Raw genomic sequence first — 13681 nt, 5'->3', positions numbered from 1 at the left:
TCACTACGAGCTGACGATGCTCCAGGCCGCCCTCCACAGCGGCGCCGCATCGCGTCGGTGCGTCTTCGAGACCTTTGCCCGGCGACTGCCGTCCGGCCGGCGCTACGGCGTCCTCGCGGGGGTCGGGCGGGTGCTCGACGCCATCGAGGACTTCCGCTTCGGCGACGCGGAGCTGGAGCACCTGCGCACGCACGATGTGGTCGACGCCATGACGCTGGACTTCCTCGCCGACTACCGCTTCGACGGGGACGTGTGGGGCTATGCCGAGGGTGAGACCTACTTCCCCTACTCCCCCGTGCTCGTCGTCGAGTCCGACTTCGCGCACGGAGTGATCCTCGAGACCGTCGTCCTGTCGATCCTCAACCACGACTCCGCGGTCGCCTCGGCGGCCTCACGGATGACCGGCGCGGCCGGGACGCGGCCGGTCATCGAGATGGGCAGCCGGCGCACCCACGACGGTGCAGCGGTGGCGGCGGCCCGGGCGGCGTACATCGCCGGCTTCTCCTCCACCTCCAACCTCGAGGCGGGGCGGCGCTACGGCGTGCCCACGGGCGGGACCGCGGCGCATGCCTTCACCCTGCTCCACGAGAGCGAGCGCGAGGCCTTCGAGGCGCAGATCGCCTCCCTCGGCACCGGCACCACGCTGCTCGTGGACACCTACGACGTGACCGAAGGGGTGAACACCGCCATCGAGGTCGGCGGCACCTCCCTCGGTGGGGTGCGTCTCGACTCGGGGGACCTCGTGGTCCAGGCGAGCGAGGTCCGCGAGCAGCTCGACGGGCTGGGCGCGACCGAGACCAAGATCGTCGTCACCTCCGACCTCGACGAGTACGCGATCGCCGCGCTGGCTGCGGCGCCGGTCGACACCTATGGCGTCGGGACCCGCGTGGTCACCGGCTCCGGCCACCCGACGGCCTCGATGGTCTACAAGCTCGTCGCCCGTGAGGACGACGCCGGCACGATGATCGGGGTCGCCAAGAAGAGCAAGGACAAGATCTCGATCGGTGGGCGCAAGTACGCGCTGCGGCGGCGCAACCCGCTGGGTGTCGTCGAGGCCGAGGTCCTGGGCATCGGCGAGCAGCCGGTCGGCGACGCCGACGACCGCGACCTGCTCGTGCGACTCGTGGCCGACGGCCAGGTCGTGGGGGGTGAGCACGCGACGCTCGAGGCCGGGCGGGCCCGACACGATGCCTCGGTCGCCGAGCTGCCGCGCTCCGCGCACCAGCTGAGCCAGGGACAGCCGGCGGTCGAGACGATCTTCCTCACCGAGACCCCCTGACCCTTCGCATCTCCTTAAGGTCGTGCGCACCCAACCCGCATTTCCTTGAGGTCGTGCGCACCCAACCCACATTTCCTTAAGGTCGTGCGCACCCACCCTGCATCTCCTTAAGGTCGTGCGCACCCAACCCGCATCTCCTTAAGGTCGTGCGCACCCACCCCTTCGTCCCCCTCACAGGTGCGTGGTCGGGGACGTGCGGGGCGGGTAACACGGGATTAACGGCGACCGTGGGAGCGCGAAACACGCGCTTGCCAGTCTCGCCGCATGACCTCGCCGACCACTGTCGTCTCGCCCGACACCACCACGGCCCCCACGGGACCCGTCCGACGCGCCGGGCGGTGGATCGACCACTGGGACCCGGAGGACGCCGGCTTCTGGGCCGCGGGTGGCCGCGCCGTCGCACAGCGCAACTTGCGCTGGTCGGTGCTCGCCGAGCTCCTCGGCTTCTGCGTGTGGGCGCTGTGGAGCGTCGTCGTGCCGCAGCTGCCCGCGGCCGGCTTCGCGCTGACCCTCGACCAGCAGTTCTGGCTCATCGCGGTACCCAGCCTCGTCGGTGCCTTCCTGCGGGTGCCGTACACCTTCATGGTCCCGATCGTGGGCGGCCGCAACTGGACGATCGTGTCGGCGCTGCTCCTGCTGCTGCCCACCCTGTCCCTGGCGTGGGTCGTGGGCCGGCCGGAGACCCCCTTCGCAGGGCTGCTCGCCATCGCCGCCCTCGCCGGGTTCGGCGGCGGCAACTTCGCCTCGTCGATGACCAACATCTCCTTCTTCTTCCCCGAGGCGGAGAAGGGGAAGGCGCTGGGCCTGAACGCTGCCGGCGGCAACCTCGGCACCGGCATCGTCCAGCTCGCCATCCCCGCGATCATCGCCGTCGGCGCCGGGATCCACCTCGAGCGCGCCGGCCTGGTCTTCGTGCCCCTCGTGCTGCTCGCCGCCATCGGCGCATGGCGCGGGATGGACAACCTCGGCACGGCCCGCTCCGACCACCGCAGCTGGGCCCGGGCCGCGACGCACCCGCACACGTGGATCATCTCCTTCCTCTACATCGGCACCTTCGGCTCCTTCATCGGGTACTCCGTCGCCTTCCCCACGCTGCTCACGACGCAGTTCCCCGAGACCCCGACCTCGCTCGCCTTCCTCGGGGCGGTCCTCGGGGCCGCCAGCCGCCCGGTCGGCGGCATGGTCGCCGACCGCCTCGGGGGTGCCCGGGTGACGATCACGGCCTTCGCAGTCATGGGCACCGCGGCCGGGGCAGCGATCCTCGCCCTGTCGGTGCACTCCTTCGCGCTCTTCCTCACCGCCTTCCTCGTCCTCTTCGTCGGGGCAGGGATCGGCAACGGCGCGACCTACCGGATGATCCCGGCCGTCTTCCGCGCCGACGCCCGTGACGGCGCCGGGCTCGCCACCGCGCGACGCAGCGCCGCCGGGTGCATCGGCATCGCCGGAGCCGTCGGGGCCGTCGGCGGGTTCCTCGTGCCGCGCGGCTTCGCGATGTCGACGACCGCCTACGACTCCCTCGTGCCGGCGATCGGTGTCTTCATCACCGCCTACGTCGTCATGGCGACGCTCACCTGGGCGGTCTACCTGCGTCGTGGTGCGCGGCTGGCGGGCGAGGGGATCTGATGACCGACAGCCACTGCCCGTACTGCGCGCTGCAGTGCGCGATGACCCTCACCCGTGACGAAGGGAGCGTCCCTCCCCTCGTCGTGGCCGGACGCGAGTTCCCGACCAACCGAGGAGGCCTGTGCCGCAAGGGCGGCACCTCCGCGGAGCTGCTCCGCGCGCCGGACCGGCTGACCGCGCCCCTCGTGCGTGACGCGGACGGCGTGCTGCGCGAGGCGACCTGGGAGGTGGCGCTGGACCTGCTGGCCGACCGGCTGCGCACCATCGCCGTCGAGCACGGACCCGACGCCGTGGCGGTCTTCGGCGGCGGCGGCCTCACCAACGAGAAGGCCTACCAGCTCGGCAAGTTCACCCGGATCGCCCTGCGCAGCAAGAACATCGACTACAACGGTCGCTTCTGCATGGCATCGGCCGCGGCCGCCGCCAACCGCTCGCTCGGGCTCGACCGGGGCCTGCCCTTCCCCGTCGCCGACCTCGACGCTGCCCACGCCGTCCTGCTGCTCGGCAGCAATGTCGCCGAGACGATGCCCCCCTTCGTCCCGCACCTGTCCGGCGCCCGCGATGCCGGAGGGCTCGTCGTCGTGGACCCGCGCCGCTCCGCCACCGCCGACCTCACCGAGGAGGGGCGAGGGATGCACCTGCAGCCGGTGCCGGGCACCGACCTCGTCGTGCTGCAGGCCCTCCTCCACGTGCTCGTCGCCGAGGGGCTCGTCGACGAGCCGTATCTCAGCGCGCGCACGACCGGCTGGCAGGACCTCGCCCGGTCGGTCGCCGCGTGGTGGCCCGAGCGCGCCGAGCAGGTGTGCGGGGTCCCCGCCGACGAGATGCGTCGCGCCGCACGGCTGCTGGCCGCCGCCAGCCCGGCCCGCGGTGGGGCCGGCGCGTACGTGCTCACCGGACGCGGGGTCGAGCAGTCCCGCCAGGGCACCGCGACGGTCACCGCCGCGATCAACCTCGCCCTCGCGCTCGGGCTCGTCGGGCGCGAAGGGAGCGGCTACGGCGCCCTCACCGGCCAGGGCAACGGGCAGGGCGGCCGCGAGCACGGGCAGAAGGCCGACCAGCTGCCCGGCTACCGGTCGATCACCGACCCCGCGGCACGCGAGCACGTCGCGGGCGTGTGGGGTGTCGACCCCGAGGACCTGCCCGGTCCGGGGCTCCCGGCCGTCGCGCTGCTGCAGGCACTCGGCAGGCCCGGCGGTCCGCGCGCCCTGCTCGTGCACGGGGCCAACCCGGTGGTCAGCGCACCGCGCGCGGACGCCGTCGCCGACCGTCTGCAGGCGCTCGACCTGCTCGTCGTCTGCGACATCTTCCCGAGCGAGACCTCGCTGCTCGCCGACATCGTCCTGCCCGTCACCCAGTGGGCCGAGGAGGAGGGGACGATGACCAACCTCGAGGGCCGCGTCATCAGGCGCCGCGCGGCGATCGACCCACCGGCAGGAGTCGTCTCCGAGCTGTGGATCTGGTCGCAGCTCGCCCGGCGCCTCGGGGCCCCGGGATCGTGGTCGACCGACCCGGCGGAGGTCTTCGACGAGCTGGCCCGGGCGAGCGCCGGCGGACGCGCGGACTACTCCGGGTTGTCCCACGCACGCCTCGACCGCGAGCCCGACCTGCACTGGCCCTGCCCCGCCACCGACGAAGGGCAGGCGCCTCACCCGGGCACCCCGCGCGCCCTCCTCGACCGCTTCCCGACCCCGGACGGCAGGGCGCGGTTCATTGCCGTCGACCACGTCGGGCCGGCCGAGGAGCTGCGAGTCGACGCCCCGCTCTTCCTCATCACCGGGCGGGTGCTCGAGCACTACCAGTCGGGCGCGCAGACACGGCGGGTGCCGGCACTGCTCGCGGCCCAGCCCACCCCCTTCGTCGAGATCCACCCGCTGCTCGCCCACCGGCTGGACGTCGAGGAGGGCGAGGAGGTCGAGCTCGTCACCGCCCGCGGCCGCGTCACGGCACCGGCCAGGGTGACCGACCGGGTCAGGGCGGACACGGTCTTCATGCCCTTCCACCACCCCGGCACGGGGAGCGTCAACCGCGTCACCAACGACGCAGTCGACCCGATCTCGTCGATGCCGGAGCTCAAGGTCTGCGCGGTCGAGGTCCGGGCCACCCGGGCTGCCGCCCCCACCAGCGCCCAGGAGGCCATCGCATGAGCCACGTCGTCGTCATCGGCCACGGGATGGTCGGATCACGCTTCGTCGAGGACCTCACCACGGCCGATGTCGCGGGCGAGCACCTCGTCACCGTCCTCGGCGAGGAGGCCTGCGAGCCCTACAACCGTGTGCTCCTGAGCGATGTCGTCGCCGGGTCCCGCGGCCTGTCGTCGATCGCCATGCCCTCCCCCGCCCACCCGCGCGTCAGCGTGCAGCGCGGCACCGCGGTCCGTGCGGTCGACCGGGAGCGGCAGGACGTCGTGCTGGCCGACGGCTCACGGGTCCCCTACGACCACCTCGTGCTCGCCACCGGCGCGGCCGCGCGGGTCCCCACGACGGCCGGTCTCGACGGGCCCGACCTGCCCCGTGGCGTCCACGTCCTGCGCTCGATCGACGACGCCCGGGAGATCATCGCCGCGACGCTCAACGCGCGCCGGGCGATCGTCCTGGGCGGGGGCGTGCTCGGGCTCGAGGCCGCGAGCGGCCTCGCCGGACGCGACCTCGCGGTCACCGTCGTCCACCCCGCCCCGGCCCTGATGGACCGGCAGCTCGACGAGGCCGCGAGCCGGGTGGTCGAGTCGACCCTGCGGCGCACGGGCGTCGACCAGCGCGTCGGGGTCGCCGCCGAGGAGGTCGTGCTCGAGGAGGGTCGGCTGCGGCGGGTCCGTCTCGACAACGGGGAGGTCCTGGCAGCCGACCTGCTCGTCCTGACCACGGGGACGGTCCCCCGCACCGACCTCGCCGTGGGGAGCGGGCTCGCCGTCGAGCGCGGGATCCTCGTCGACGAGGACCTCACCACCGCCGACCCGCGCATCCACGCGATCGGTGACTGTGCCCAACCACCCTGCGGCGCAAGCGGGCTGGTCGGTCAGGGATGGGAGCAGGCGCACCGTCTGGCCGGGCTGCTCACCAGCGGCACCCCCACCGGGGTGACCACCGGCGTGGGCGATGTCGTCCGGCCCAAGACGGCGGGCGTCGACCTCGTGACCATGGGTGTCTGCGGCAGCGGCCGCGCCGACGACCCCGCGCTGCGCGTCGTCCGGCTCAGCGACCCCTCCGCCGGCCGCCACCTCGAGATCGTCGTGCGGGACGGTCGGCTCGTCGGTGCCACCGCCGTCGGGGCCGGCCGGATCGGCACCGACCTCGTCACGACCTACACGAGGCAGACCCCGCTGCCCGCGGACCCGGCGCAGCTCCTCCTGCAGGCCATCGCGCCGGCCACCTCGGGCACGCGCCGGGACTCCCCTTCGCTCATCCCCGACCGGGCGACCATCTGCCGGTGCAACGGCGTGACAAAGGGAGACATCCGCGCCGAGTTCGCCTCCGGCGCAACGACCGTCGAGCAGGTCGCCGAGGCGACCAGGGCCACGACGGGGTGCGGCGGCTGCACCGACGCGGTGTGCGGGATCGTCGACTGGCTGCGCGCGGGCGACGCCTCCTCTCCCAGCGGCACCGCCTCGCGTGAGGACAGGTTCACACAGGCGAAACACGAGCAAGATCGAGCAGAAACGGGGGCTTCATAACGTGATCGACATGCCAGAGGACACCGCACCCACCGCCCAGCAGCGTCTCGTCGTCGTCGGCGGAGGCATGGTCGCGCGCCGGCTCGTCGACGCACTGCGCGCCCGTGACGGCGAGGGCCGCTGGGCGATCACGCTGCTCGCCGAGGAGCCCCGCGCTCCCTACGACCGCGTCGCGCTCACCTCCTACTTCACCGGCCGCGAGCCGGAGGACCTCGCCCTCGGGGGGCAGGAGCTGTGGGACGACCCCCTCGTCACGCTGCGCCGCGGCGTGCGCGCCGAGGCCATCGACCGGCAGGCACGGACCGTCACGACGAGCACCGGCCAGGTGCTCGGCTACGACGCGCTGGTCCTCGCGACCGGCTCCTACGCGGCTGTCCCTCCCGTGCCGGGCAAGGACCTGCGAGGAGCCTTCGTCTACCGCACGATCGACGACGTCGCCGACCTGCGGGCCTTCGTCGAGCAGCGCCGGGGCGACCTCGACCGACCGGTACGCGGCGCGGTCGTCGGCGGTGGCCTCCTGGGGCTCGAGGCGGCCGGTGCGCTGCGCGCGCTGGAGGTCGACACGACGGTCGTCGAGTTCGCCCCGCGGCTCATGCCCCTGCAGGTGGACGACGGTGGCGGCGAGGCGCTCAAGCGGCTCATCGAGGGGCTCGGGGTGAGCGTGCGGACCTCCACGGCCACCTCGAAGATCGTCGGCGAGCGCGGCGCCGTCTCGCGGATGAGGTTCAGCGAGGGGCCGGCGATCGACGTCGACGTGGTGATCTTCGCCGTCGGGGTGCGGCCGCGCGACGAGCTCGCCCGCGAGGCGGGGCTCGAGGTCGGCGAGCGCGGCGGGGTCGTCGTCGACGACGCCTGCGCCACAGCGGATCCCGCGATCTGGGCGATCGGTGAGGTGGCCTGCATCGGTGGGCGTTGCCTCGGTCTCGTCGCCCCCGGGTACACGATGGCAGAGATCGTCGCCGACCGGCTGCTCGGCGGCGCGGGCACCTTCCCCGGCGCCGACCTGTCGACGAAGCTCAAGCTGCTCGGCGTCGACGTCGCGAGCTTCGGCGATGCCTTCGCCCAGGAGCCGGGAGCGCTCGAGGTCGTCATCTCCGACCCGGTCGCCGGCGTCTACAAGAAGCTCGTCATGAGCGACGACGCGACGACCCTGCGCGGAGGGATCCTCGTCGGTGACGCCAGTGCCTATGCATCGCTCCGCCCCATGGTCGGACGTGCCCTCGGCGGCGACCCGGCCGCCCACCTGCTGCCCGAGGGACTGGCCCCGGCGCCCGCTGGCGACCTGCCCGACGAGGCGGCGGTCTGCTCGTGCAACAACGTGACCGCCGGCGAGATCCGTGCTGCCGTCTGCGAAGAGGGCTGCACCGACCTCGCCGGGGTCAAGGCCTGCACCCTGGCGGGGACGAGCTGCGGCTCCTGTCTGCCCCTGGTCAAGAAGCTCGTGACGAGCGAGCTCGAGGCCGCCGGGGTCGAGGTCAGCCGGGCGCTGTGCGAGCACTTCGACCTCTCCCGCGCCGAGCTCTTCGACGTGGTAAGGGTGCAGGGGCTGACCACCTTCAGCGAGATCATCGCGCGGCACGGCAGGGGCCGCGGGTGCGACATCTGCCGGCCGGTCATCGGCTCGATCCTCGCCTCGCTCGGCACCGGGCACATCCTCGACGGCGAGTGCGCGACGATCCAGGACACCAACGACTTCGTCATGGCCAACCTGCAGAAGGACGGCTCCTACTCCGTCGTGCCGCGCATCCCCGGTGGCGAGGTGACCCCCGAGGGGCTCATCGCGATCGGCGAGGTCGCGAGGGACTTCGGTCTCTACACCAAGATCACCGGCGGCCAGCGCGTGGACCTCTTCGGGGCACGCATCGACCAGCTGCCGCAGATCTGGCGGCGCCTCGTCGACGCGGGCTTCGAGTCGGGTCACGCCTACGGCAAGTCGCTGCGCACGGTGAAGTCCTGCGTCGGCTCCACGTGGTGCCGCTTCGGCGTGCAGGACGCCGTGGGTCTGGCGATCGACCTCGAGCTGCGCTACCGCGGACTGCGCTCCCCGCACAAGATCAAGCTCGGCGTCTCCGGGTGCGCCCGCGAGTGCGCCGAGGCCCGCGGCAAGGACGTCGGGATCATCGCGACCGACAAGGGGTGGAACCTCTACGTCGGCGGCAACGGCGGCTTCACCCCGCGGCACGCCCAGCTCTTCGTCGAGGACCTCGGCACCGACGAGCTCGTCCGCACCATCGACCGCTTCCTCATGTACTACGTCCGCACCGCAGACCGTCTGCAGCGCACCGCACCGTGGATCGAGGAGCACGAAGGGGGGATCGACGCGATCCGCGCCGTCGTCCTCGACGACGGCCTGGGCATCGCCGCCGACCTCGACGCCGCGATGGCCGCCCACGTCGAGGGCTACCGCGACGAGTGGGCCGCGACGCTCGCCGACCCCGACAAGCTGGCGCGCTTCGCCCCCTTCGTCAATGCGCCGGACGCGGTCGACGACTCGCTCGCGTACGTGGGCGAGCGCGGGCAGGCCCGCCCCGCGACCGCCGAGGAACGCTCCTCGGGGTCCGTCCTCATCGCCGGCACGACCCTGGAGGTCCGAGCATGACCGCTGCACCCGCCACCCGCCCCGCGACCGCCGTCCGCGTGTGCTCCCTGACCGACCTGGTCCCCGAGCGGGGCTCCGTCGCCCTCGTCGGTGGCGTCCAGGTGGCGATCCTGCGCACGCACGACGGGCAGGTCCACGCCATCGACAACCGCGATCCCTACAGCGGCGCCCAGATCATCGCGCGCGGTCTCGTCGGCACCCGGGGCGATGCGCCGACGGTCATCTCGCCCATGTACAAGCAGGTCTGGGACCTGCGCACGGGCGAGTGCCTCGACGGTGCCGGCAGCGACCCGATCGACCTGCGCACGTGGGCCGTGTGGGTCGTCGACGGTGCCGTCCTCGTGGGTGGCGTCCAGGGCGCCGCCGATCGCGGATGAGCCTGCCGCAGCTGCTCGCCGGGTGCGTCGTGCTCGTCACGAGCGACCGGCGCTCCGGTGACCTGCGCGCGGCGCTCGAGCGTCGGGGGGCGAGGGTCGTGCACACCCCCGCGCTGACGATCGTGCCGCACACGGCCGACGCTGACCTCGTGCGCGAGACCCGCGCGCTCGTCGCCTCACCGCCGGACGTCGTCGTCGTGACGACGGCCATCGGGTTCCGCGGGTGGGTCGAGGCGGCGGATGCGGCGGGCATCGGCGACGAGCTGCACGAGGTGCTCACCTCGGCCCGGGTCATCGCCCGTGGGCCCAAGGCCCGTGGCGCGATCCAGGCCGTCGGGATCGACACCGACTGGGTGGCCCAGTCCGAGACGTCGGCCGAGATCCGTGATGCGCTCCTCACCGAAGGTGTTGCGGGACAACGCATCGCGGTCCAGCACCACGGCGCCGGCGCCGACCGGCTCGACGTCGACCTCGCCGCCGCGGGGGCCGACGTGGCCTCCCTGGTCGTCTACCGGTGGGGGCCGCCGGTGGACCCCGACGCGGTGGTCCTCGGGATCGAGCAGGTGGCCGTCGGCGACATCGACGTCGTCGTCTTCACGTCGGCGCCGGCGGCGGCTGCGTGGCTGGACGCGGCCGATGCGGCCGGGGTGCTCCCTTCGGTCATCGGGCGGGCGCGGCGCGGGACGCTCGTCGTGGCGGCGATCGGCGAGGTGACGGCACGCCCCCTTCGGGCTGCGGGGATCGCTCCGCTCCTGCCCGACCGCAGCCGTCTCGGGTCGCTCGTGCGCGCGGTCGTCGGCCACTACGAAGGGATGGTGGCCACCGCCATCGAGACCGTCGGCGGCCCCCTGCAGCTGCGCAGCACGACCGCGGTCCTCGGTGACGAGGTGCTCGCCCTGTCCCCCAGCGGCCTGTCCGTGCTCTACCTGCTCGCCAGCGCGAAGGGGGACGTCGTGAGCCGGGCCGACGTGCTTGGGGTGCTCCCGGGAGAGTCGACCGACGGGCACGCCGTGGAGGTGGCGGTGGGCCGCCTGCGCGAGGCCATGGGCGATCGCCGGGTCGTCGAGACCGTCGTCAAGCGGGGGTACCGGCTGGCGCTGGCCTGACGACATCCCCCTTGCGCTGCGCCGCTGCCTGCCCGAGGGTGCTGGGATGACCTCCCGCATCTCGCACACCACCCTCGACTGCACCGGCGCCTACGCCCTCTCCGAGTGGTGGAAGGGGGTCATCGGCTACACCGACGTGCCGGGCGACCCCAACCTGCCGGGCCACGAGGAGTGCATGCTCGTCGACCCCACGAGCGGCCACCGGGTGCTCTTCATCGAGGTCCCGGACCCGACGCCCGGCAAGAACTCGATGCACTTCGACCTGCGGCCGACCGACGGGACGCAGGCCGAGGAGGTCGACCGGCTGCTCGCCCACGGGGCGACCCTTCACGACGACCTGCGGGGGAAGTACGGGCCGGGCACGGGCTGGGTGACGCTCGCCGACCCGGAGGGCAACCTCTTCTGCGTGCTGCGGTCCGACGCCGAGCTGGCGCAGGACTGAGTCGTGCCGGCCCTCGACGCCCTCGCCCGCACCCTCGACGAGCTGATCGACGACGGGTCCATCGCGGGCTGGGCCGCTGGCGTGGCCGACGATGCCGGACAGGTGGTGCGCACCGGCGGCCTCCGGACCCTGGAAGGCCAAGGGATGAGCGAGGACACCCAGCTCGTCCTCAGCTCCAGCACCAAGCCGATGGCCGGTGCGCTGGCGATGAGGCTCGTCGAGCTGGACGTCATCGACCTCGACGAGCCCGTCGACCCGTGGCTGCCCGAGCTCGCGCAGCCCCGCGTGCTCGTCTCCCCCGAGGCCGACCTCACCGCGACCGTCCCGGCCGACCGGCCGATCACCCTGCGTCACCTGCTGACGATGACGCCGGGCTTCGGCTGGGTCAGCGAGCCCGGACCGCTCGCCGAGGTGATGGGCGAGCGGGGCCTGCAGCCCGGCCCGTGGGGGCCGCAGATGTCGCCCGACGAGTTCATGGGACGGCTCGGCAGCCTGCCGCTGGCCAACCACCCGGGCACGGCCTGGCGCTACCACACGAGCAGCGAGGCCCTCGCCGTCTTGCTCGCCAGGGCGAGCGGCCGCACCGTGCCGGAGCTCCTCGACGAGCACCTGCTGCGACCGCTCGGCCTGACCGGCACGACCTTCACCGGCGACCCGGACCGCATGGCGACCCCTCTCGCTCCCTCTGCGACCGGAGGGCTCGCCCCCTTCGAGCTCCCGGTGGGGACCTACGTCGCCGAGCCCGAGTTCCCCTCCCTCGCCACCGGCCTCGTCTCGACGGTGGGCGACCAGCTGACCTTCCTGCGGTCCCTGGTCGGCGGACCAGGGGTCCTCACGCCGGGGTCGGTCGCCGCGATGCGCAGCGACGCCCTCACCGACGAGCAGCGCTCCACCGCAACGGGGTTCATCGGACCCGACTGCGGTTGGGGTCTGCACGTCGAGGTCCGGCCCGACTGCCTGATCGGCTGGGCAGGAGGCATGGGCACCATCGGCTACGCCGACCCGCGGACCGGGCGAGCCGCCTTCCTCGCCACCCAGGTGACCGTCGGCGCACCCGGCACGACGACCGCCTTCGACCACTTCTGGTCGCTCTTCGACTGACCGCCACGACCTGCGTCGCGCCCGCCGTGCCATGCTCGATGGCATGAGCCGCGCACTGGTCCTGGTCGACATCCAGAACGATTTTTGCGAAGGGGGCTCCCTCGCGGTCGAGGGCGGCGCCGCCGTCGCCGCCCGGGCCGCCGAGCGGGTCCTCGCCGACCGCGACGGCGCATCAGCCGAGTACGCGGCCGTCGTCGCCACGGCCGACTGGCACCACGACCCGGGCGAGCACTGGGCGCGCGACGACGAGCCCAACTTCACGACGACCTGGCCCGTGCACTGCGCCGCGGGCACCCCGGGAGCCGAGTTCCACCCTTCGCTCGCACCGGCGCTCCCCCACGTCGACGCGGTCTTCCGCAAGGGCGCCCACGAGGCCGCGTACAGCGGCTTCGAGGGGATGGCCTCCGACGGTGTCACCGGGCTCGCCGACTGGCTGCGCGGTCGTGGGGTCACCGACCTCGACGTGGGCGGCATCGCCACCGACCACTGCGTGCGCGCGACCGTCCTCGACGCCCTGCGTGCGGGTTTCACCGTGCGGCTGCTCACCGACACCATCGCGGGCGTGGCCCCGCAGACCACCGAGGCCGCCCTGGCCGAGATGGTCGACGCGGGCGCCACCACGGCGGGCTCGGGCGCATGAGCACCCCGCTGCCCGCGGTGATGGCCGGGCGCACCGTGCTCATCACGGCCGATCGCCGCAGCGACGACCTGGCCGAGGCCTTCGCCCGTCGGGGCGCCATGATCCGCCACGCGGCGGCGATGTCGATCGTCCACCACAGCGACGACGAGCGCCTCGTGGAGGACACCCGCGCCCTGCTCGCCGACCCACCGGACCTGCTCGTGGTGACCACCGGGACGGGGATGAGGGGATGGCTCGAGGCGGCCGACGTCGCCGGGGTCGGCGAGGAGCTGCGCCGTGTGCTGGGCGCGGCCCGCATCTTCGCCCGCGGCCCCAAGGCCAAGGGTGCGCTCATCGCTGCCGGGCTCCCGGTGGAGTGGGTCGCGACCTCCGAGACGACGGCGGAGATCACCGACCACCTGCTCGCCGCAGGCGTCGTCGGGAGCACGGTCGCCGTGCAGCACCACGGCAGCGGTTCCGACGGGCTGGACGAGGCCCTCACCGCGGCAGGGGCGAGGGTCGCTCCCTTCGTCGTCTACCGCTGGGGCCCCGCACCGGACCCCGCGGCGGTCACCGCCTCCGTCCGCGCCGTGGCTGCGGGCGAGATCGACGACGTCGTCTTCACCTCGGCACCGGCCGTCGAGGCGTGGTGGGCCGTGGCAGAGGCCGTGGGGGTCGCCGACGAGATCGTCCGCCGGTCCCACGAGGACGTCCTCTTCGCGGCCGTCGGGCCGGTCACCGCCGCACCGCTGCTGGCGAAGGGGGTCGACCCGCTCGTCCCCGAGCGCAGCCGGATGGGCGCGCTCGTGCGCGCCGTGCTCGTCCACCACGGCGACGGCGCACCCGACTCCGCCGGGTAGCGTTC

At 73.5% G+C, this 13681-nt stretch carries 11 protein-coding genes; all 11 read left to right on the top strand.

Annotated elements, in window-relative coordinates:
• Positions 1 to 16: 16 nt before the first annotated feature.
• The 11 genes from EXU32_RS03665 to EXU32_RS03615 all read left to right on the top strand — a co-directional run bounded on the left by EXU32_RS03665 (position 17) and on the right by EXU32_RS03615 (position 13676).
• The gene (locus EXU32_RS03665; protein ID WP_242612952.1) at positions 17 to 1279 is read left to right on the top strand and encodes a nicotinate phosphoribosyltransferase; all 1263 of its coding nucleotides are present in this window, start codon (positions 17 to 19) and stop codon (positions 1277 to 1279) included.
• Between the two features lie 264 nt (positions 1280 to 1543).
• Positions 1544 to 2902 carry an MFS transporter gene (locus EXU32_RS03660; RefSeq protein ID WP_130628680.1) on the top strand — a complete coding sequence of 453 codons (1359 nt, stop codon included), beginning with the start codon at positions 1544 to 1546 and terminating at the stop codon, positions 2900 to 2902.
• Positions 2902 to 5049 (top strand): molybdopterin oxidoreductase family protein, encoded by a 2148-nt coding sequence (locus tag EXU32_RS03655; protein WP_130628679.1) that lies wholly within the window; start codon positions 2902 to 2904, stop codon positions 5047 to 5049. Before EXU32_RS03660 ends, EXU32_RS03655 begins: the two co-directional genes overlap by 1 nt.
• Positions 5046 to 6572, top strand: coding sequence for an FAD-dependent oxidoreductase (locus tag EXU32_RS03650; RefSeq protein ID WP_130628678.1), 1527 nt, complete (start codon positions 5046 to 5048; stop codon positions 6570 to 6572). Before EXU32_RS03655 ends, EXU32_RS03650 begins: the two co-directional genes overlap by 4 nt.
• Before the next feature lie 10 nt (positions 6573 to 6582).
• A complete protein-coding gene (gene nirB, locus EXU32_RS03645) occupies positions 6583 to 9171 on the top strand; it encodes a nitrite reductase large subunit NirB (protein ID WP_130628677.1) in 2589 nt (862 codons plus the stop codon).
• Positions 9168 to 9548: a nitrite reductase small subunit NirD gene (gene nirD / locus EXU32_RS03640; RefSeq protein WP_130628676.1), complete on the top strand. Its 381-nt coding sequence runs from the start codon at positions 9168 to 9170 to the stop codon at positions 9546 to 9548. The genes nirB and nirD overlap by 4 nt, the downstream gene beginning before the upstream one ends.
• Positions 9545 to 10654, top strand: a complete 1110-nt coding sequence (locus tag EXU32_RS03635; RefSeq protein WP_130628675.1) for a uroporphyrinogen-III synthase — start codon at positions 9545 to 9547, stop codon at positions 10652 to 10654. Before nirD ends, EXU32_RS03635 begins: the two co-directional genes overlap by 4 nt.
• A gap of 46 nt (positions 10655 to 10700) precedes the next feature.
• Entirely contained in the window at positions 10701 to 11096 is a 396-nt protein-coding gene (locus tag EXU32_RS03630; RefSeq protein WP_130628674.1) for a VOC family protein, read from the top strand.
• Positions 11097 to 11099: 3 nt separating this feature from the next.
• A complete protein-coding gene (locus tag EXU32_RS03625) occupies positions 11100 to 12197 on the top strand; it encodes a serine hydrolase domain-containing protein (RefSeq protein WP_130628673.1) in 1098 nt (365 codons plus the stop codon).
• A 43-nt stretch (positions 12198 to 12240) separates the two neighbouring features.
• Positions 12241 to 12837, top strand: a complete 597-nt coding sequence (locus tag EXU32_RS03620; RefSeq protein ID WP_130628672.1) for an isochorismatase family protein — start codon at positions 12241 to 12243, stop codon at positions 12835 to 12837.
• The gene (locus EXU32_RS03615; RefSeq protein WP_130628671.1) at positions 12834 to 13676 is read left to right on the top strand and encodes a uroporphyrinogen-III synthase; all 843 of its coding nucleotides are present in this window, start codon (positions 12834 to 12836) and stop codon (positions 13674 to 13676) included. Before EXU32_RS03620 ends, EXU32_RS03615 begins: the two co-directional genes overlap by 4 nt.
• The last annotated feature ends 5 nt before the right edge of the window (positions 13677 to 13681 follow it).

Origin of the sequence: Janibacter limosus, assembly GCF_004295485.1 — a bacterium.
GTDB lineage: Bacteria > Actinomycetota > Actinomycetes > Actinomycetales > Dermatophilaceae > Janibacter > Janibacter limosus_A.
The sequence above is the reverse complement of the archived record's forward strand: the minus strand, read 5'-3'. Positions and strand labels throughout refer to the sequence as shown.

Excerpts from the sequence above, each read along its gene's own strand:
- EXU32_RS03655 (WP_130628679.1), top strand. The coding sequence starts at position 2,902 with ATGACCGACAGCCACTGCCCGTACTGCGCGCTGCAGTGCGCGATGACC.
- EXU32_RS03635 (WP_130628675.1), top strand. The coding sequence starts at position 9,545 with ATGAGCCTGCCGCAGCTGCTCGCCGGGTGCGTCGTGCTCGTCACGAGC.
- EXU32_RS03615 (WP_130628671.1), top strand. The coding sequence starts at position 12,834 with ATGAGCACCCCGCTGCCCGCGGTGATGGCCGGGCGCACCGTGCTCATC.
- EXU32_RS03665 (WP_242612952.1), top strand. The coding sequence starts at position 17 with ATGCTCCAGGCCGCCCTCCACAGCGGCGCCGCATCGCGTCGGTGCGTC.
- EXU32_RS03620 (WP_130628672.1), top strand. The coding sequence starts at position 12,241 with ATGAGCCGCGCACTGGTCCTGGTCGACATCCAGAACGATTTTTGCGAA.
- EXU32_RS03650 (WP_130628678.1), top strand. The coding sequence starts at position 5,046 with ATGAGCCACGTCGTCGTCATCGGCCACGGGATGGTCGGATCACGCTTC.
- EXU32_RS03660 (WP_130628680.1), top strand. The coding sequence starts at position 1,544 with ATGACCTCGCCGACCACTGTCGTCTCGCCCGACACCACCACGGCCCCC.
- nirB (WP_130628677.1), top strand. The coding sequence starts at position 6,583 with ATGCCAGAGGACACCGCACCCACCGCCCAGCAGCGTCTCGTCGTCGTC.
- nirD (WP_130628676.1), top strand. The coding sequence starts at position 9,168 with ATGACCGCTGCACCCGCCACCCGCCCCGCGACCGCCGTCCGCGTGTGC.
- EXU32_RS03630 (WP_130628674.1), top strand. The coding sequence starts at position 10,701 with ATGACCTCCCGCATCTCGCACACCACCCTCGACTGCACCGGCGCCTAC.